This window comes from Flavobacterium sp., from assembly GCF_027482425.1.
GTDB lineage: Bacteria > Bacteroidota > Bacteroidia > Flavobacteriales > Flavobacteriaceae > Flavobacterium.
Map to the genome: position 1 here is coordinate 17,256 of NZ_JAIXWA010000078.1, position 17,589 is coordinate 34,844.

The window sequence follows — 17,589 nt, forward strand, 5'->3', positions numbered from 1 at the left end:
GTAACAAAGTTGGATAAAATTATATTTAGGTTTTTTCTTACATTTTAAACTTCACAATTGTTTAACGATAAACCTTAAACAATTCACAAAAACGAAAACGTTATAGGGAAACGTTAAACAAAAAAGTTAAGAATTTTACAAAATGTTCTGTTTAGGCTTTCTTGATTATTATTAAACAAAATAGACCCCTTACTTTCGGTGAAACTTTTTAAAAAATTGTCTTATGAAAACAAACAGATTAAAACAATTCGCTTTGATTGCATTCATGGCGCTGGGTCTAACCGCTTGTAGCGATGACGACAACAACAATGCACAACCCGACAACACAATTGCCGGTATTGCCTCACGCACTGCAAACCTTTCTTCTTTGGTTACCGCTTTAAACCGTGCTGAATTAACAGGAGTTTTGAGTGGTAGTGGAAACTTCACTGTTTTTGCTCCAACGAATGATGCCTTTGCTGCTTTCTTAAGTGCCAATGGATTTGCTAACGTTGAAGCGGTTCCTGTACCGGTATTGAAAAACTTATTGTTGAATCACGTTATTGGAACTGAAATTGCGAGCTCAGCGATTCCACCCGCCGTGTATGTATCAACCTTGTCTCCAATCAACACAACTACGGGTGCTCCTACCATCAGTATGTTTGTACAAAAATCAGGAAATACCGTAACAATCAATGGTGGTGCTTCTAATGGTGGTTCAACCGTAGCTACGGCTGATATCGATGCTAGTAATGGTATCATTCACGTTGTAAGTAATGTGATCGCTATTCCAAAGGTTGTAAATCATGTTGTCGCTAACCCTCAGTTTGATACGTTACAAGCTGTAGTAACTAGTGGTGCTTCAGGGGCTTTTGGAGATCAATCAGCGGTTTTAGCAGCGTTGAATGGTTTGACAGCTACGGCTCCAGCTACAGTATTCGCTCCTGACAATGCAGCCTTTACTGCAGCTACTACAGGTACTGGATTTGCTGTAGGTGCTACGCCAGCTCAAGTATCTAAAGTATTACAATACCACGTAACGGTTGCTGGAAATGTACGTTCTAACCAATTGACTAACAACCAATCTATTCCGATGATTACAAGTCCAGTTCAAAACACTACGGTAATCTTAGGCTCAGGAACAGTAGATATTCGTGACTTTGCCAACAATTTAGCCCGTGTTAACCAAGCTGATGTTCAGTGTTCAAATGGTGTGATTCACGGAATAAATCGCGTATTACAGCCCCAGTTGTAATTCGTAAATTTTCTTCATACTATAGAAAGACTGCCTTCGGGCAGTCTTTTTTTTGGACTATGAATTACCTTGATGCGAAAGGATTTTACATATAAAACTATACCTTCTAAGCTCCGTTGCTAATCAACAAATTGGAAAACTAAAGCCATTTACAAGTAAGCTATAAGGGTTGTTGTATTGAAGAAACCACAGTAAAGATTCCCTATTTTCTTTTCCGTAAAAACCATAAAAAAAGGCTGCCCGTAGACAACCTTTTCATATAATTAAATTTGATTTACTTCTTTCCTTTTAATTGCTTCTGCGCTTCGGCTTGTTCCATCATCTCGCGCATTTTGCGTTGAAACTTGCTCTCTTTAGCAGGCTTTTGTTTGTTTTCTTGAATTTGTGCGTGGATTTTATCGCTATCAATAAAATACTTCTTGATCACCAACATCACACCAATAGTGACAACGTTGGACATAAAGTTGTACAAACTCAAACCTGAACCGTAGCTATTGAAGAAAATCAACATCATGATGGGCGACACATAAATCATAATCTTCATCAACTTGGCCATATCAGGCATTCCCTCTTGTGCGGGTTGTGCCATGGCCGCATTATCGCCTGAAGTCATTTTCATATAGAAGAAAATCGCAATAGCTGCTAAAATTGGGAACAAACTAATATGGTTTCCGTAGAGCGGAATATAAAACGGTAATTTGGCAATGGCATCAAACGACGATAAATCCTCGGCCCATAAAAAGCTTTTCTGACGCAATTCGATAGCCGCGGGGAAAAACTGAAAGGAAGCATATACAAAAGGCAATTGAATCAGTGCAGGAATACATCCTGCCATCGGATTGACACCCGCCTTAGAGTATAATTTCATCATCTCTTGTTGACGCTTCACCGGATCTTTATGCTTATTGTTCAGTTCGGTAATCTCGGGACGCAACACCTTCATTTTGGCTTGGGATAAGAACGACTTGAACGTAATGGGAGACATGGCCAATTTGATGATGATGGTGAACAAAATAATCGCCCATCCAAAAGCCATCCACCCGCCTAACAGTCCAAATAAGGGAACAAAAATGAATTTATTTATCCAACCGAATACACCCCAACCCATCGGAACCACTTCATCCAAATTGCGGTCGTAACTGTTCAAAAGCTTATAATCGGCTGGCCCGAAATACCAATTCATTTTATAATCCAATTCGCCTTGCGCCAATTCCAAAGGCACACGCGTTGTCAATTGTTTGGTAAATACGGTATCTTTTTCAGCATCTTTCACCAAATCATCCGAGGTTAGCTTGGCCATTTTAAACGGTTTATTGGTCATCAATACCGTGGCAAAGAAATGCTGACGGTAGGCCACATAGGTCACTGCCTCTGGATTTTCTTCTTTTCCTTGGCCTTGCCCTACATAATCGTCTTTGCCATCTTCATATTCAAAAATGGTCTCCGTATAGCGATTTTCATACGGAATGCTAATCTCATTACGGAAGGTTTTTAACGACCAGTCCAATTGCACTGGGTCATTCGGAGCCAAAACATTGCGCAATCCTTGGGAACGCACATCAAAATCCAACATATAATCATTGGCTTTTAAAACATACTTATATTCCAAAAACGCATTGGGACCCGCTTTGAGTTTCATCGACAAGACCTGATCGGCGCCCACTTTGGTCAGTTGGGGTTCAAAAAACAAATCTTTCGTTTGTAACACGCGGTTATCGGTTGTTTTGACTTCTAAGTTGAATTGGGTGTTTTTCTGATCGACCAATTGCACCAACTGTCCCGAATTTTTGCGGAACTTTTCAAATTTTTTCAAGATCACTTGTTGCACCGCGCCTCCCTGATTGGCCACCACGATTTTCACCAAGTCATTTTCCAATACAGTCGTTCCTCCTTTGGCTGAGGGCAATGTTGCCGCGTAGGCAAATTTACCGAACTTCGATTCGGCGGCTTTCACCGCATTGCTATCAGTTGCCGTAGTATCGGTAGGTGGAACAGGCGTTACGGCAGGGGTGTCTTTTTTTGAAGTGGATTTTTGAGCTGTGGTCGTTTTACCCGTTTGGGCTTTTTGCTGCTCCTGACTGGAGTTATACATCATCCACAGAATCAATACAAAGAGCAGGGCGAATCCGATAACCGAATTCTTATCAAACTTTTTTTCTTCCATTATAGTCTACATTGCGCTGGACACTCAAGCCACAGCTTACTTTTTATTTTTTACAATTGCGGCTACAAAGCTAACAAAAATTGGCTGTGGATTTGTAACGGTACTCTTATATTCAGGATGGTATTGAACACCAATGAAGAACGGATGGTTTTCCAACTCGACAATTTCAACCAAACCGGTTTCTGGATTGATCCCTGAACTAACCAATCCTGCCTTTTGCAAGGCCTCGGCATAGCGGTTGTTATATTCATATCGATGGCGGTGACGCTCGCTTATCTGATCTTTTCCATAAATGCGATGCGCTAAGGTTCCGGGCTTTAAATTGCAGGTCCAAGCACCCAAACGCATCGTTCCTCCTTTTTCAGTAACGTTTTTTTGACTTTCCATCAAATCAATGACAGGATGCGGCGTGTCGGGATTCATTTCGGTCGAATTGGCTTCTGCCAAATGAAGTACATGGCGCGTATATTCAATAACGGCCATTTGCATCCCCAAACAAATTCCAAAGAAGGGCAGATGATGCTCACGTGCATATTGAACCGTAGCTATTTTCCCTTCAATCCCGCGCTCCCCAAAACCAGGAGCCACCAAAATCCCATCAATATCCTTAAGCCTTTCGGCCACATTGGAAGCATCAATGTATTCCGAATGAATGCTCACCACATTGACCTTAGTCTCGTTGGCGGCACCGGCATGAATAAAGGCTTCTAAAATGGATTTATACGAATCTTGCAATTCAACATATTTCCCCACCAATCCGATGTTGATGGTGTGCTTCGGATTCTTATGACGTGTTAAAAAAGCATTCCATTGGTCTAAATCGGGGGCTGACTTCTCTGGAAGGTTCAATTTCTTTAACGCTACCACATCCAACCCTTCGTTGAGCATTAGGTTGGGTACTTCATAAATGGTTTTCGCATCAATGGATTGGATGACCGCTTCTTTGGTTACGTTGCAAAACAACGCCAACTTTTGCCGCAATTCCGCCGAAAGTTCATGCTCTGTGCGGCAAACCAAAATATCGGCTTTGATTCCGCTTTCCATCAAGGTCTTTACGGAGTGCTGGGTTGGTTTGGTTTTCAATTCGCCTGCCGCCGCCAAATACGGGACTAAGGTGAGATGAATCACAATACTGTTGTGCTCTCCTAGTTCCCAAACCAATTGACGTACCGATTCGATGTAGGGCAAGGACTCAATGTCCCCCACCGTTCCACCAATCTCGGTAATGATAATATCGTAATCGCCCGTTTGCCCCAATAACTGCATGCGGGATTTAATTTCATTGGTAATATGTGGTACCACTTGCACCGTTTTGCCTAAAAACTCACCACGACGCTCTTTCTCAATCACCGAAAGATATACCCTACCGGTAGTTACATTATTGGCTTGTGAAGTAGGAACATTCAAAAAACGTTCGTAATGCCCTAAGTCCAAATCGGTCTCTGCACCGTCATCGGTAACAAAACATTCGCCGTGCTCGTAGGGATTGAGCGTTCCCGGATCGACGTTGATGTAGGGGTCAAATTTTTGGATAGTGGTGCGGTAGCCGCGGGCTTGCAATAGTTTGGCTAAAGAAGCTGCAATAATTCCTTTACCCAACGAGGAAGTAACCCCGCCGGTGACAAAGATGTACTTTGTAGTATTCATTCGTGGTGTGTTGTGTTGTTGTAATTTTCGGCCAAAAATACAAACTTATCCGCCAATCTAAAAATGGGACGTCATGCATTTTATTAGGAGTTATCAACCTAACGCGAAGAGGTACGCAACCGACGAACCAAATCTTCCAGCCCGTTGACTTGCAACTCATGAACCAAGCGCAATTGAGCACCCAAGGTTCCCGAGGGCAAACGGTTATTTTGCAACCACACGACATAATACTCGGGCAAATCAATCAAATACCGTCCTTTGTATTTACCATAAGGCATTTGTGCGTGGGCTAAATCGAGTAAGGCTTTGTGCTGGGGATTCATGCCGGCCAATGGAACACAATGTCCTGCGTAATCTCGGGATGTAAACTGTAATGCACAGGACACGTCATGGCGGTGCGCTCTAAAATGATTTTTGTTTTTTCATCTACAGCGGTCACAAAGTTGAATACAATATGAATTGCCGAAATGCGTCGGGGATCGGTTCCCATCACTTTGGTTACCTCAGCAGTCGAACCCGCTAAATCCACTCCTAAATCCCGAGCTTTGATCCCCATCACGGTAAACATACAACTTGCCAAGGCATTGGCAACCGTGTCCGTAGGTGAAAAGGCCGCTCCTTTTCCTTGGTTATCAACAGGAGCATCGGAGATTGTGATCGAACCGGACTGCAAATGCTCGGAGGAAGTCCGCAGTTCCCCTTGGTACGTAACGCGTGAAGTAGCCATATTAATTTGCTTGTTTTAATTGTAAATCTTCATCGTAATATAAAATGTAAATTCCCGTATTGGCATAGCCTCCCGAAACTTTACGGGCGTAATCAAAACGGTTTTCCAAATGCTCGGAGGCCGCGTCTAAAGTTCCTAAAAATCCATTTTCTTGCGAAATACGCAAAAGAGTATCAAACGTGACATCAAACCCGCGAATCGCATAGGTATTGGGAAATACTTTATTCTTTTTCCGGTAAGCCAAATCAAATTGCTCGGCGGTGGGACTGTCGTTCTCACGCGTGACCGATGGGTACATCAATTTCAACTTAGTCAAACGTGCTATTGGAATCTCTTCGTAATCTAAAGTCTCATTGGCTTCCAAAATGACCAATTGTACTTTGTAGTCTTTTTGTGCGGCCACCATAGAAGCGGTGGTTGTCATAACAGCTCCCGTTTTCTCAGTTGCCAAAATCACATAGTTCATGCGGTCTTTCACAAAATGTTTTTTAATACTGTCTGCAACTACCGAGCCGTTTTCGGCAACCCCTACTATTTTTACGCCTTCATAATAATCCCTTAAATACTGCCGCATGGACAGTTTTTTGGGAGAAACTACCGCAATGATATTGCCATTTTTGGCTTGAAGGTAATCCAACATAGCCGCTTTGGTAGCATCGGGCAAAGGAGTCGATTGAAACAAGTTGCTGTAACTCTTCCCTTCCTCACGGGATAAAGGCGAAATCACCGGAATTTTTTGAGTTTCCAAGGCCGCCGCTACTTTTTCGACGTTGATTTGGTAAAACGGACCGATTACAGCATCTACCTGAGAAAAATCTTCTTGCTTAAGCAAATCCAAAGCTGCGGTCGATTGTCGGGACTCTTGTGAATCAAAAATACGGATATTCACGTTCAAACCCAAGGTGCGCGCCGAATCAATCGCCATCAAAGCGCCCGAATAAAAGTCCAACGTCATGTTTAAAAACTTATCCTTCTTCAAGCGTTCGACCACTCCTGTTACGGTATCATTCTGAATTTTAGCGGCATTAAAAGGTAAAAATAGCACCAACTCTCGACGCTTTTGTCGGTTGGCGGATTGTGATAGGTCTTTTAATCCACTGTCCGTGCGGTTTTTGGCGAATGAAACTTGCGGGGGGACTTGCAACATCATGCCTTCTTTGAGTCCGTCTTTTAGTTCGGGATTCAGGCGCAACAATGCCGCTTCTGACAGGCCAAATTGACGGCTCAAACTAAATACCGTTTCCCCGTTTTGTACCGTATACGAAAGCGTTTCAACTGGTTTGATTTTTATCGGTTCTGTCACTATTGGAGCAGGTTTGGAGGCACTTTTCTTTATTTTCAACACCGCGCCTACGGGTAAACTGTCGGCAATCGTTGGGTTTTGAGCTTCCAACTCGGCAACACTAATCCCATAGCGGGTGGCAATCCCGTACTTGGTTTCTTGCGCCTGCACCACATGGGTAATTTCGGTTGTTGAAGGAGCCGGCATGGGTTTGGGTGTCGGCACGCCTTTTTTCAACACCAACACCATTCCTGTTTGCAAACCACTTGTTTTGAGTTGCGGATTTAAGGCTTCCAAAGCCCCTGCAGGTAGTCCATACTTTTTGGAAATGCTAAAGACCGTTTCTTTGGCCAGCACGGTGTGGGTGGCTGGAACAGGAGTTTGTGCTGCCGTTGTATTGGGTTTATTCGCTGCAACCGCCGGAGTCGCTTTAGTTTTTGGCACTACAGCATTCGGCGGCAGCACAAGTACAATGGCGGGTTTGAGTCCGTTTTTGGCCTCAGGATTTACCTTGTACAGGTCATACGGCGTTACTTGGTATTTTTGAGCCAAAGAAACCACCGTTTCTCCTGCGACAACTTTGTGCGTTCGGTTTTGTGCGTTAAGGGAAATACTGCATAAAAAGCTCAGTACCCATCCCCAATAAATCCCTTTCATCCCGTTTTCGTTTTAAATCGTTATTCCCATTCAATGGTGGCTGGAGGCTTAGAACTGATGTCATACACTACGCGATTTACCCCGCGTACCTTATTGATTATCTCGTTGGAGATTTTCATCAAAAAATCATACGGCAAGTGCACCCAGTCGGCAGTCATCCCGTCGGTCGATTCTACCGCACGCAAGGCGACTACTTTTTCGTAGGTACGCTCATCGCCCATGACGCCTACACTGTTCACGGGCAGTAAAATAGCCCCTGCTTGCCATACTTTATCATAGAGTCCATGCGCTTTCAAGCCGTCAATAAATAAGGCATCTACTTCTTGAAGAATGCGTACTTTTTCGGGGGTAATGTCGCCTAATATACGAATCGACAAGCCCGGTCCGGGGAACGGATGGCGCCCTAACAACTCCGCATCAATGCCCAACGAAGCGCCTACGCGACGAACTTCATCTTTAAACAACATGCGCAGGGGTTCAACGATTTTTAATTTCATAAAATCCGGCAAACCGCCTACATTATGGTGCGATTTGATGGTAGCCGAAGGTCCTTTTACCGAAACCGACTCAATCACATCGGGATAAATGGTCCCTTGTGCAAGCCATTTTACTTCGGTCAATTGCTGGGCTTCGTCATCAAAAACCTCGATAAAAACCCGGCCAATCGTTTTGCGTTTGGTCTCAGGATCACTGATGCCTTCCAAAGCAGTCAAAAAACGTGCCGAAGCATCAACCCCTTTTACATTGAGTCCCATCCCTTGGTATTGTTGCAACACATTTTCAAATTCATTCTTACGCAACAATCCGTTATTCACGAAAATACAATACAAATTTTTTCCGATGGCCTTGTGCAAAAGAACGGCTGCCACCGTTGAATCTACACCTCCCGAAAGCCCTAAGACCACTTTGTCATTTTGCACTTTCTCGCGCAACTCTACTACGATGTCTTCTACAAAGGCAGTGGGGGTAAAGTTTTGCGGCACTTGGGCAATTTTAACTAAAAAATTCTCCAACAATTGCTTTCCATCGATGGAGTGGTATACTTCGGGGTGAAATTGAATGGCGTATGTGGGTTCCCCTTCCAAACGATAGGCGGCGTTTTCCACATCTTTGGTACTTGCCAAACGAACGCCTTGTGGTGGTAAAGATTTAATGGTATCGCTGTGACTCATCCAGACTTGGGAATTTAGAGCGATTTCTTCAAAAAAGTCCTCATCGTCCTTGATGTACGTCAAATTTGCACGCCCATATTCTCGGGTTGCACTCGGTGCCACTTCGCCCCCATTGAAATGCGCCAAATATTGAGCACCGTAACAAACGGCCAAGAGCGGGAGCTTACCGCGTATCTGACTCAAATCGGGATGTGGTGCGTCTTCGGCACGAACCGAAAACGGACTCCCAGAGAGAATTACTGCCTTGAAAGACGATAAGTCTTCCGGCATTTGGTTGTAAGGAAAAATTTCACAAAAAATGTGGAGTTCACGAACGCGTCGGGCAATAAGCTGCGTGTACTGTGAACCGAAATCGAGAATAAGTACGTTGTGTTGCATGGGTGTTGTGTTGTCGTCATGAGCGGCCCGAAGGCCAAAATAATGGATGCAAAATTAGACAAAATAATGGACATGCCTGAATTTTACCGAAGGGTTTCACGGCAACTTTTTCACAATTTGGGGCGGTTGTAAACAATCCCCGCCTGGATCATCTTCACTAACGCAAGAGTTTAAACAAGTTGATACCCCACACTACATGACGGTCATTGTCGTGTACCACCCGCGTTTCAACAAAGGTAAATTCCTGTGACAGGTCGGCAACAATTGATTCCTTCAAATCATAAAGCGACACGATCATATAGCCCTTGGGTTGGGCATACCCGGCATAGCGCACGGCCACTTCCGTTCGGTTGTCGAGGTAGTATAGCACTTCGTTAAAAAGAATGATATCGAAGGTTCCAGGTGGCGTAAAACGATGAATATCGCCCACTTTAAAATCGCATTTAGGGTAGTTTTTTTTACGCGCTTTTAGTATCGCCGTATCCGAAAGGTCAACCCCCAAACAATACGAGTAATCCTCAGGCTTGAGGTACTGCATGAGCGCCCCATACCCACAGCCGAGGTCCAAGATACGGGGTTCGGGGATAGCACAACTGCGTATCAGGCTCACAATCGCATTGTACCGATCGGACTCACTCCCCATATTGTCCCACTTGCCAATAGCGTATTTATAATTCCATGTGAGTCGCTTGCGCAACCATTTGAGTTTTTTCTTCCAATCCATAGGCACGGTATCTGTATATGGGGCTAAAATAAGGAAAAAACGGGATATACTTCACAAAACGATGGCTTCCCTACAGCTACCCAAAATAAGCCCTATGAAACACTAGAAGTTTGCCTTTTTGGGCGCGCCCCGATATCCCAAACCCAAGGCTTAAAAGAAACATACGCTATCGGGTCGGGTCGTTCGTTACAATCTTGCCTCTGCAAGCTCTGGCAAGGATTTCCACTGCCACCCCTCGCGCGGGTAGGGTTAGGAATTATGAATAATGAGTTAGCCTGCTTAGCAACAGAGTGTATAGTGTTCAGTAACTTATCAAATTGACAATCGTTAATCACTAAATCTCCCTTATGGAGACCAGTGTTCAATGTTCAGTCAGGCTGACACATTGACTAATTGACACATTGCTCCATATTCGTATCTTTGCCCCCAAACTTACTACCATGGCTTTTGGTTTTCCTGCACAAGAAGTTCGGTATCTGCCCCAATCTGGAGGTTCAAATGCGCTCAACCGGTATTTGGCGTTTCGCGTATGCCGCGAGTTGCGTTGGTCCCTTATAGCCATTACCGAAACCTCCGTCACCGCCACTACCCTCAACTATGCAGGGAGTTGGAACGAAACCTTTACCCTAGAATGCCTGGAGGGTGAAATTGCGCTCCGTTCGGCCTCCAATGGAAACCAAGTCTATGATGCGGGCCGCAATGGCAAAAACATCGATTTGTTTATCAACGCCTTTAATTCCCTCAAAAAGAAAAGCGCTGAAATTACCCTAGAAGAGACCTACCTCGAAGCCAGTCTCCAAGAACAAGCGGCGCTCATCACCGAACGCCTCAAACCCACACCGGTAATCAAACAGTTTTATACCCCGCTTTCAATACTTATTCCTGCCCCCGGGTATACGTTCACACCCGCGCTCATCGGCATCAATATACTGCTCTGGATCATCATGGTGGCCAATGGGGTAAGTCCGTGGTATGCCAACCCCGAACAGCTTGTACAGTGGGGCGCTAATTTCACCCTACGCACGCTCGACGGCGAGTGGTGGCGGTTGGGAACAGCCTTGTTTTTACATGCCAACCTATTTCACCTTCTTTCCAATGCTATCGGAATGGCACTGGTAGGTTTGTCGCTTGAACCCTTTTTAGGTAAAAAAGGATTGTTAGCCTTGTACCTCAGCACCGGCCTCGTGGCGAGTTCGTGCAGTCTTTTTTGGAATGAAAACATCGTTTGCATTGGGGCATCGGGGGCGGTTTTTGGTCTTTTTGGCTTTTTGTGTACCGCGCTTTTGTTTCGTTCGATCACCCACCGCATGAACACTTCGGCTTGGATTGCCATCAGTGTTTTTGTGGGGTTGAATTTAATTGGCAGTTTTGAAGAAGGCATTGATGCGGCAGCGCATTTGGGAGGTTTCGGCGCAGGAATTCTTTGGGCATTGGGGTATCATGCTTTTCGCACCCATCGCCTATTGCAGCATAGTGTACTCGCCTTGGTTTTTACCCTCATCATTATCGGTGGAAATGCCTACACCTATACCAGCCTTCAGCCACGCATGCAACTCTTTCACTACTGGACGGCCATGGAGGAATTTGCCCAAAACGAGTCCATTGCCATCGATAGTTACCAATACGATGGCCCATCTACCGACGAATACCTTGAGCAATTGGAGGAAACCGGCTTGGTCTATTGGCGCAATAATAAAACGCTCCTCAATCGCCTCAACAATCCGACACTCCCCAAAAAAATTCGTACGTTAAACGAGAACTGCATCGCTTATTGTACGCTGCACGAACAATTCATTCGGTATAAAATAGACCTGCTGCAAGATAAAACCTCCGTCGAAAAGCCTCTCGAGACCATGGAGATGCAAATTGAATCCATTGGAAGTCGCATTCGCCAACAAATACAAGAAATCGCTCAGGAGTACAAACTCCCCATGCGAGACTAATTTTTGTTCTTTGTAAAAGAAAAACACCCAAAAAACGTTTCAAAAAATACCCTAGGAATTGATGGAAACGCCTTCTTTGATTTCGCAAATTTTAGTACCTTCGCAAGCTATGAATACAAACGATTTTTTGGCGCTACGTTCAGTTTTAGACACTCCGCAGTCCATTGCAATCATTCCTCACCGCAACCCAGATGGCGATGCTATGGGAAGTACACTTGGTTTGGCACATGCGCTGCAACAAGGAGGCCATACGGTAAAAGTGGTGTCGCCCAATGATTTTCCCGACTTTTTAAAATGGTTACCCGGCGCCGAGGAAGTGGCGATTTTTGAACACGATCGTCCCCGTTGGAGTGGTTGGTTGCGGGAACAATCGTTGGTATTTACACTCGATTTCAATGCCTTGCACCGTACCGGCGATATGGAACAAGTGCTCAAAACACTTACGGTGCCCCTAGTGATGATCGACCACCACGAACGTCCCGACACCTATGCAAAATATACCTACTCCGATACCCGTTACGGTTCAACTTGTGAAATGGTATATCATTTTTTACATCAATTAGGCGAAAGTCAATGGATTAATAAAACGGTAGCCACCTGTTTGTATACTGGAATTATGACCGATTCGGGGCAATTTCGTTTCCCAAAAACCACGGGCGAAACCCACCGCATTGTGGCAGAATTTATCGATTTGGGCGTACCCAATACTGAAATCCCTACTTTATTATACGATAACAACTCCTACGACCGTTTACAACTCCTCGGTCGTGCACTGCAAAACTTGAAAGTTTTTCCTGAGTACAAGGCTTCCTATGCCACACTTTCGCAAGATGAATTGGACACGTTCCATTACGTGAAAGGCGATACCGAAGGCATAGTTAACTATGGACTTTCCATTAAAGGCATTCTGTTGACAGCGCTGTTTATCGAACACCGTGACGAGGGTTTGATTAAAATATCCTTCCGCTCCCAAGGTCCCTTTGATGTCAATCAGTTTGCTCGGGACCACTTTCAAGGAGGCGGACACCAAAATGCAGCTGGAGGAAAGTCATTTGAAAGTCTGGATGCTACCGTTGCACGTTTTGAAAAATTAATACACCAACACCACCCCTAATCCTATGGCTATGTTTAAGAAATTTGTTTTTTTCATTGTTTTGGCTTTGTTGACACTCACTGTAGGGTGCCAACAACAACAAGCCCGTCGTCCCGTTTCGCATTCTTCAGGGGCATTTATGAAAGCTTCGGTGGAGCGCAATAAAAAACTCATTAAAAACGAGGAAACCAAAATCGATTCGATCATCAAGAGCAATACCAACATTCAATACATTGCCTCCAAAAAGGGCTATTGGTATTATTATGACAAGAAAAATACCACCGACACTTTACGTCCACAAAAGGGTGATATTGCCTTTTTTGATTATGAAATTAAGGATCTGAATGGGAATGTCATTTACTCCGATTTGGAACTCAAAGGACAGTCGTATCGGGTGGACAAGCAAACCATCATTACCGGGTTGCAACACGGCTTGAAGTTGATGCGAAAAAATGAAACCGTGACGTTTTTGTTTCCTTCCCACATGGCTTATGGCTATCATGGCGATAACCGCCGTATAGGAACAAACGAACCCATCATTTGCAAAGTGACGCTCACTGATTTTAGACCCGAAAATAAATTAAACGAACAATAATGAGACACCTAACCGCTGGATTACTCTTTGTGATGGCCCTAGCCTTTCAAAGCTGCAAAGATGAACATGCCCAATTGAAAGACGGACTCTATGCCGAATTGGAAACCGACAAAGGAACTATTTTGTTGCGCTTGGATTATGAAAATGCCCCGGTTACCGTTGCCAATTTTGTAACCTTGGCCGAAGGAACGAATCCGTTTGTTCGCGAGGAATACAAGGATAAAAATCTATACGACGGCATCCGTTTTCATCGGGTAATCTCGAAAAACAATGGCGATGCTGAAGATTTTATGGTGCAAACGGGCGATCCTTCTGGAACGGGTTCAGGAGATGCCGGCTACAAGTTTAAAGACGAAATCACAAAATTGCGCTTCGAAAAAGGAGGTTTGTTAGCCATGGCCAATTCGGGGCCAGGTACCAACAGCAGTCAGTTTTTTATCACTATTGTCCCTACCCCTTGGTTGGACGGGAAACATACTATTTTTGGCCGTGTAGAAGGTGACGGTATGGGAGTAGTTGAACAAATTAAGGCATACGACCAATTGATCAGTGTGACGATTATTCGTAAAGGAGAAGCCGCCAAAAAGTTTGATGCCGTCAAAGTATTTTCCGATTATTTCCAAGTTGAAGCGGAAAAGCAAAAAAAACAATCCAAAATTGATGCGGCGAATTTAAAGGTATATGAAGCTCAAAAACAAGGTTTATTTGCTGATCTTCGTAAAAAAGCAACGGTTACCAAAAGTGGTTTGGCCTATTATTTGTTGGAAAAAGGAACGGGTGGCAAACCCAATTTGGGAGATAATTTGTTGGTGCATTATGCTGGTTTTTTTGAAAACGGCACGCTCTTTGACACCAGCCGTTTGGATTTGGCGAAAAAAATGGGCAATTACAATGCTCAAAAAGAAGGCATGGGAGGGTATGCTCCACTACCGATGCAAGCAGGAGCCAAAGCCGGTGCAATTCCAGGATTCATCGAAGGTTTGGACTTGATGCACTTTGGAGATAAAATGGTGCTTTTCATTCCTGCAGCGCTTGGTTATGGGGAAAGTGGCGCCGGAAAAGTGATTCCCCCCAACACCGATTTAATATTTGAATTAGAATTAGTAAAACCATAATAAAACAACCCAGATGATGAAATCAGTATTCAAAGGAATAGGCCTATTGCTGTTGTGCACCATGGTGACACAAGCTCAAACGCAAAAGAAAGCAACCCCAAAATCGAAAGCAAAAGTCACCAATGTCGCAGCAGCACCCGTAGCTAAGAAACCCACCCTTGCCGATGGAATGTATGCCGAAATTGAAACACCAAAAGGAAAAATGCTTTTGGAATTGTATTATCAAAAAACACCAATCACCGTAGCCAATTTTGTGGCTTTAGCGGAAGGAACGCATCCTTATGTCACAGCTACAATGAAAGGTAAGAAATTTTATGACGGTTTGATTTTTCACCGCGTTATAAAAGACTTTATGATTCAAGGGGGTGATCCTGCTGGAAACGGTTCGGGCGGTGCTGGATATGCTTTTAAAGACGAAATCACGGACGATAAATTTACTGGCCCTGGAATATTAGCCATGGCCAATGCGGGTCCAAAAACCAACGGTTCTCAGTTTTTTATCACCCACAAAGAAACCGCTTGGTTAAACGGTAAACATACCATTTTTGGAAAAATCATTACGGGACAAGAGGTTGTCCATGCGATAGCGCAAAACGACCCGATGACCAAAGTAACCATTATTCGCCAAGGGGCTGCGGCCAAAGCCTTTGATGCGCCCAAAGTGTTTAGCGACTATTATGCTAGTGTAGCCTTGGAGGAACAAAAAGCAGAAGAAGCACGTAAATTGGCGAATGCAGCGGCCTTAAAAGAGTTTGAAGAAAAAGGGCAAATGACCCCCAGTGGATTGCGTTACATCGTGTTGCAACCCGGCACCGGTGAGAAACCCGTTGCTACGAGTAATGTGAAAGTGCACTACACCGGAATGTTGACCGATGGTAAAATATTTGACAGCAGTGTGCAACGTGGGCAACCCATCGATTTCGGATTAAACCAAGTAATTCCGGGATGGACCGAAGGGGTGCAATTAATGCCCGAAGGCGCCAAGTATAAGTTTTATATTCCCTACAAACTGGCGTATGGAGACCGCGGTGCAGGAGGTGTTATTCCTCCCAAAGCGGATTTAATTTTTGAAGTTGAATTGTTGAAAATCAATAGTAAATAAAAAAGAGAGGCTGTCTAAATGGACAGCCTTTTTATTTTTAGGAGCGTTTATCCTTTGAAGCGCCAGAGGAAAACATCGGAAACCTCATCGATCAAAGCACCGATTTCTACGCGAATAACCTGCCCATACTCGACTTGTAAGGTAAGCCAATTGGATTCATTAAAATAATTGGTCACCGAATCAAAGTCCTCCGTTTCCCATGAAGAAAAAGGAAGAACCTCAAGCAGCTCAGTAATGGAAGCTCCGATAATCGTATGGCCCAATAACAGGGCGTCAGGCGAGGAAGTAATGGCATAGCCCAAACGAAAATCCTCATCGGCATAAAACGTGAGGCGCAATTTATGGGAGTCATACAAATAGATGCTATTGCCATCCTCGTCTTGAAATTGACGATTAGGCAAACCGAGTTGCGCAACGACATCGTTAGTTTTCATGCCAAAAAGCAAATGGGCAAGACCGTTTTTGGGATCGATTTTCATTTAACTATAGTGAAACGTGCCTTGCGGCGTTTGGAGCGTTAATTGTTTACTTGGCGCTTCTTCTACCCTACCTACAATTTGTGCCTCAATCCCAAAACGATGGGCTATGGCGATTATAGTGTCGGCAGTTTCAGGTTGGACATACAACTCCATACGGTGACCGCAATTGAAGACTTGGTACATTTCTTTCCAATCGGTACCTGACTGTTCTTGAATTAATTGAAACAAAGGTGGAATTGGAAAAAGATTGTCTTTAATCACATGAACCGCATCGACAAAGTGGAGTACTTTAGTTTGTGCGCCACCACTACAATGTACCATTCCATAAATAGATGCCGCTCCAATTTCTGATAAAATTGCTTTGATTACGGGGGCATACGTTCGCGTAGGTGACAATACTAATTTTCCTGCATTTAAAGGCGTTCCTTCGACTGCATCGGTGAGACCTACCGATCCAGAATACACTAAATCATCAGGCACGGCGGGATCGTAACTTTCAGGAAAGCGTTGAGCAAGATCATGGGTAAACACATCATGCCGTGCAGAAGTGAGCCCATTACTTCCCATACCACCATTATATTCTTGCTCATAGGTCGCTTGCCCATAACTACCCAATCCTACGATAACGTTCCCTGGCTGAATACGGGCGTTATCTATGACGTTACTGCGTTTCATGCGTGCAGTCACGGTCGAATCGACTATAATGGTACGAACCAAATCGCCTACATCGGCCGTTTCACCTCCTGTGGAATGTATGGTCACGCCGTGTTGGCGTAATTCGGTAATGAGTTCTTCTGTACCATTGATGATAGCCGCTATAACTTCTCCGGGAATCAGATTCTTATTTCGCCCAATAGTAGAGGAAAGTAAGATATTGTCGACGGCGCCCACACACAAAAGATCATCGATATTCATAATTAAGGCATCCTGCGCAATACCTTTCCAAACTGAGAGATCACCCGTCGTTTTCCAATACATATAAGCAAGAGAAGACTTGGTGCCCGCCCCGTCAGCATGCATAATTAGGCAATAGTCGGGATCGCCAGTAAGGTAATCGGGGACTATTTTGCAGAAGGCTTTAGGAAATAATCCTTTATCGAGATTTTGAATCGCTTGGTGAACTTCTTCTTTGGAAGCCGATACACCGCGTTGGTGATACCGTTGTGAGGTTTGCGCTGACATAGTTGATGTGTGTTGTGGTGCAAAGGTAGCATTTCTAATGAAAGATTCAAGGATGCATTGGGAGATTAGCGTAATGAATTACATTGAGCTGTGGG

General features: G+C 44.2%; 15 protein-coding genes. 6 read left to right on the forward strand and 9 right to left on the reverse strand.

Annotated features, from left to right (window positions below):
• The first annotated feature begins 223 nt into the window (after nt 1–223).
• Nucleotides 224–1,234 carry a fasciclin domain-containing protein gene (locus Q0037_RS11375; protein ID WP_297518464.1) on the forward strand — a complete coding sequence of 337 codons (1,011 nt, stop codon included), beginning with the start codon at nt 224–226 and terminating at the stop codon, nt 1,232–1,234.
• 274 nt (nt 1,235–1,508) lie between these two features.
• Here Q0037_RS11375 and yidC read toward each other — a convergent pair whose 3' ends face one another.
• From yidC to Q0037_RS11410, 7 genes are all read right to left on the reverse strand, one after another.
• Nucleotides 1,509–3,398 (reverse strand): membrane protein insertase YidC, encoded by a 1,890-nt coding sequence (yidC, locus tag Q0037_RS11380; protein ID WP_297518466.1) that lies wholly within the window; start codon nt 3,396–3,398, stop codon nt 1,509–1,511.
• Between the two features lie 36 nt (nt 3,399–3,434).
• Nucleotides 3,435–5,045: a CTP synthase gene (locus Q0037_RS11385; protein ID WP_297518468.1), complete on the reverse strand. Its 1,611-nt coding sequence runs from the start codon at nt 5,043–5,045 to the stop codon at nt 3,435–3,437.
• A 98-nt stretch (nt 5,046–5,143) separates the two neighbouring features.
• Nucleotides 5,144–5,368, reverse strand: coding sequence for a DUF3820 family protein (locus Q0037_RS11390; protein WP_297518470.1), 225 nt, complete (start codon nt 5,366–5,368; stop codon nt 5,144–5,146).
• Nucleotides 5,365–5,772 (reverse strand): OsmC family protein, encoded by a 408-nt coding sequence (locus tag Q0037_RS11395; protein ID WP_297518472.1) that lies wholly within the window; start codon nt 5,770–5,772, stop codon nt 5,365–5,367. Before Q0037_RS11395 ends, Q0037_RS11390 begins: the two co-directional genes overlap by 4 nt.
• A 1-nt stretch (nt 5,773) precedes the next feature.
• Nucleotides 5,774–7,711 (reverse strand): LysM peptidoglycan-binding domain-containing protein, encoded by a 1,938-nt coding sequence (locus tag Q0037_RS11400; RefSeq protein WP_297518475.1) that lies wholly within the window; start codon nt 7,709–7,711, stop codon nt 5,774–5,776.
• Between the two features lie 20 nt (nt 7,712–7,731).
• Entirely contained in the window at nt 7,732–9,261 is a 1,530-nt protein-coding gene (gene guaA / locus Q0037_RS11405; protein ID WP_297518477.1) for a glutamine-hydrolyzing GMP synthase, read from the reverse strand.
• A 157-nt stretch (nt 9,262–9,418) separates the two neighbouring features.
• Nucleotides 9,419–9,985, reverse strand: a complete 567-nt coding sequence (locus tag Q0037_RS11410) for a trans-aconitate 2-methyltransferase (protein WP_297518479.1) — start codon at nt 9,983–9,985, stop codon at nt 9,419–9,421.
• 440 nt (nt 9,986–10,425) lie between these two features.
• Here Q0037_RS11410 and Q0037_RS11415 point away from each other — a divergent pair, with 440 nt between their 5' ends.
• The 5 genes from Q0037_RS11415 to Q0037_RS11435 all read left to right on the forward strand — a co-directional run bounded on the left by Q0037_RS11415 (nt 10,426) and on the right by Q0037_RS11435 (nt 15,833).
• A complete protein-coding gene (locus Q0037_RS11415; protein WP_297518481.1) occupies nt 10,426–11,928 on the forward strand; it encodes a rhomboid family intramembrane serine protease in 1,503 nt (500 codons plus the stop codon).
• 109 nt (nt 11,929–12,037) lie between these two features.
• Nucleotides 12,038–13,042 (forward strand): bifunctional oligoribonuclease/PAP phosphatase NrnA, encoded by a 1,005-nt coding sequence (locus Q0037_RS11420; protein ID WP_297518483.1) that lies wholly within the window; start codon nt 12,038–12,040, stop codon nt 13,040–13,042.
• 10 nt (nt 13,043–13,052) lie between these two features.
• Nucleotides 13,053–13,616, forward strand: coding sequence for a gliding motility-associated peptidyl-prolyl isomerase GldI (gene gldI, locus Q0037_RS11425; protein ID WP_297518485.1), 564 nt, complete (start codon nt 13,053–13,055; stop codon nt 13,614–13,616).
• On the forward strand, nt 13,616–14,731 hold the full coding sequence (locus tag Q0037_RS11430; protein WP_297518487.1) for a peptidylprolyl isomerase: 1,116 nt from the start codon (nt 13,616–13,618) through the stop codon (nt 14,729–14,731). The genes gldI and Q0037_RS11430 overlap by 1 nt, the downstream gene beginning before the upstream one ends.
• A gap of 13 nt (nt 14,732–14,744) precedes the next feature.
• On the forward strand, nt 14,745–15,833 hold the full coding sequence (locus Q0037_RS11435; protein WP_367274094.1) for a peptidylprolyl isomerase: 1,089 nt from the start codon (nt 14,745–14,747) through the stop codon (nt 15,831–15,833).
• A gap of 47 nt (nt 15,834–15,880) precedes the next feature.
• On the opposite strand, the gene Q0037_RS11440 is transcribed toward Q0037_RS11435, so the two are convergent.
• Nucleotides 15,881–16,312: a hypothetical protein gene (locus Q0037_RS11440; protein ID WP_297518489.1), complete on the reverse strand. Its 432-nt coding sequence runs from the start codon at nt 16,310–16,312 to the stop codon at nt 15,881–15,883.
• The gene (locus tag Q0037_RS11445; protein ID WP_297518491.1) at nt 16,313–17,494 is read right to left on the reverse strand and encodes an AIR synthase related protein; all 1,182 of its coding nucleotides are present in this window, start codon (nt 17,492–17,494) and stop codon (nt 16,313–16,315) included.
• Nucleotides 17,495–17,589 lie beyond the last annotated feature (95 nt).

Excerpts from the sequence above, each read along its gene's own strand:
- Q0037_RS11410 (WP_297518479.1), bottom strand. The coding sequence starts at position 9,985 with ATGGATTGGAAGAAAAAACTCAAATGGTTGCGCAAGCGACTCACATGG.
- Q0037_RS11430 (WP_297518487.1), top strand. The coding sequence starts at position 13,616 with ATGAGACACCTAACCGCTGGATTACTCTTTGTGATGGCCCTAGCCTTT.
- Q0037_RS11420 (WP_297518483.1), top strand. The coding sequence starts at position 12,038 with ATGAATACAAACGATTTTTTGGCGCTACGTTCAGTTTTAGACACTCCG.
- Q0037_RS11385 (WP_297518468.1), bottom strand. The coding sequence starts at position 5,045 with ATGAATACTACAAAGTACATCTTTGTCACCGGCGGGGTTACTTCCTCG.
- Q0037_RS11390 (WP_297518470.1), bottom strand. The coding sequence starts at position 5,368 with ATGAATCCCCAGCACAAAGCCTTACTCGATTTAGCCCACGCACAAATG.
- gldI (WP_297518485.1), top strand. The coding sequence starts at position 13,053 with ATGTTTAAGAAATTTGTTTTTTTCATTGTTTTGGCTTTGTTGACACTC.
- yidC (WP_297518466.1), bottom strand. The coding sequence starts at position 3,398 with ATGGAAGAAAAAAAGTTTGATAAGAATTCGGTTATCGGATTCGCCCTG.
- Q0037_RS11400 (WP_297518475.1), bottom strand. The coding sequence starts at position 7,711 with ATGAAAGGGATTTATTGGGGATGGGTACTGAGCTTTTTATGCAGTATT.
- Q0037_RS11435 (WP_367274094.1), top strand. The coding sequence starts at position 14,745 with ATGATGAAATCAGTATTCAAAGGAATAGGCCTATTGCTGTTGTGCACC.
- Q0037_RS11375 (WP_297518464.1), top strand. The coding sequence starts at position 224 with ATGAAAACAAACAGATTAAAACAATTCGCTTTGATTGCATTCATGGCG.
- guaA (WP_297518477.1), bottom strand. The coding sequence starts at position 9,261 with ATGCAACACAACGTACTTATTCTCGATTTCGGTTCACAGTACACGCAG.
- Q0037_RS11440 (WP_297518489.1), bottom strand. The coding sequence starts at position 16,312 with ATGAAAATCGATCCCAAAAACGGTCTTGCCCATTTGCTTTTTGGCATG.
- Q0037_RS11445 (WP_297518491.1), bottom strand. The coding sequence starts at position 17,494 with ATGTCAGCGCAAACCTCACAACGGTATCACCAACGCGGTGTATCGGCT.
- Q0037_RS11395 (WP_297518472.1), bottom strand. The coding sequence starts at position 5,772 with ATGGCTACTTCACGCGTTACGTACCAAGGGGAACTGCGGACTTCCTCC.
- Q0037_RS11415 (WP_297518481.1), top strand. The coding sequence starts at position 10,426 with ATGGCTTTTGGTTTTCCTGCACAAGAAGTTCGGTATCTGCCCCAATCT.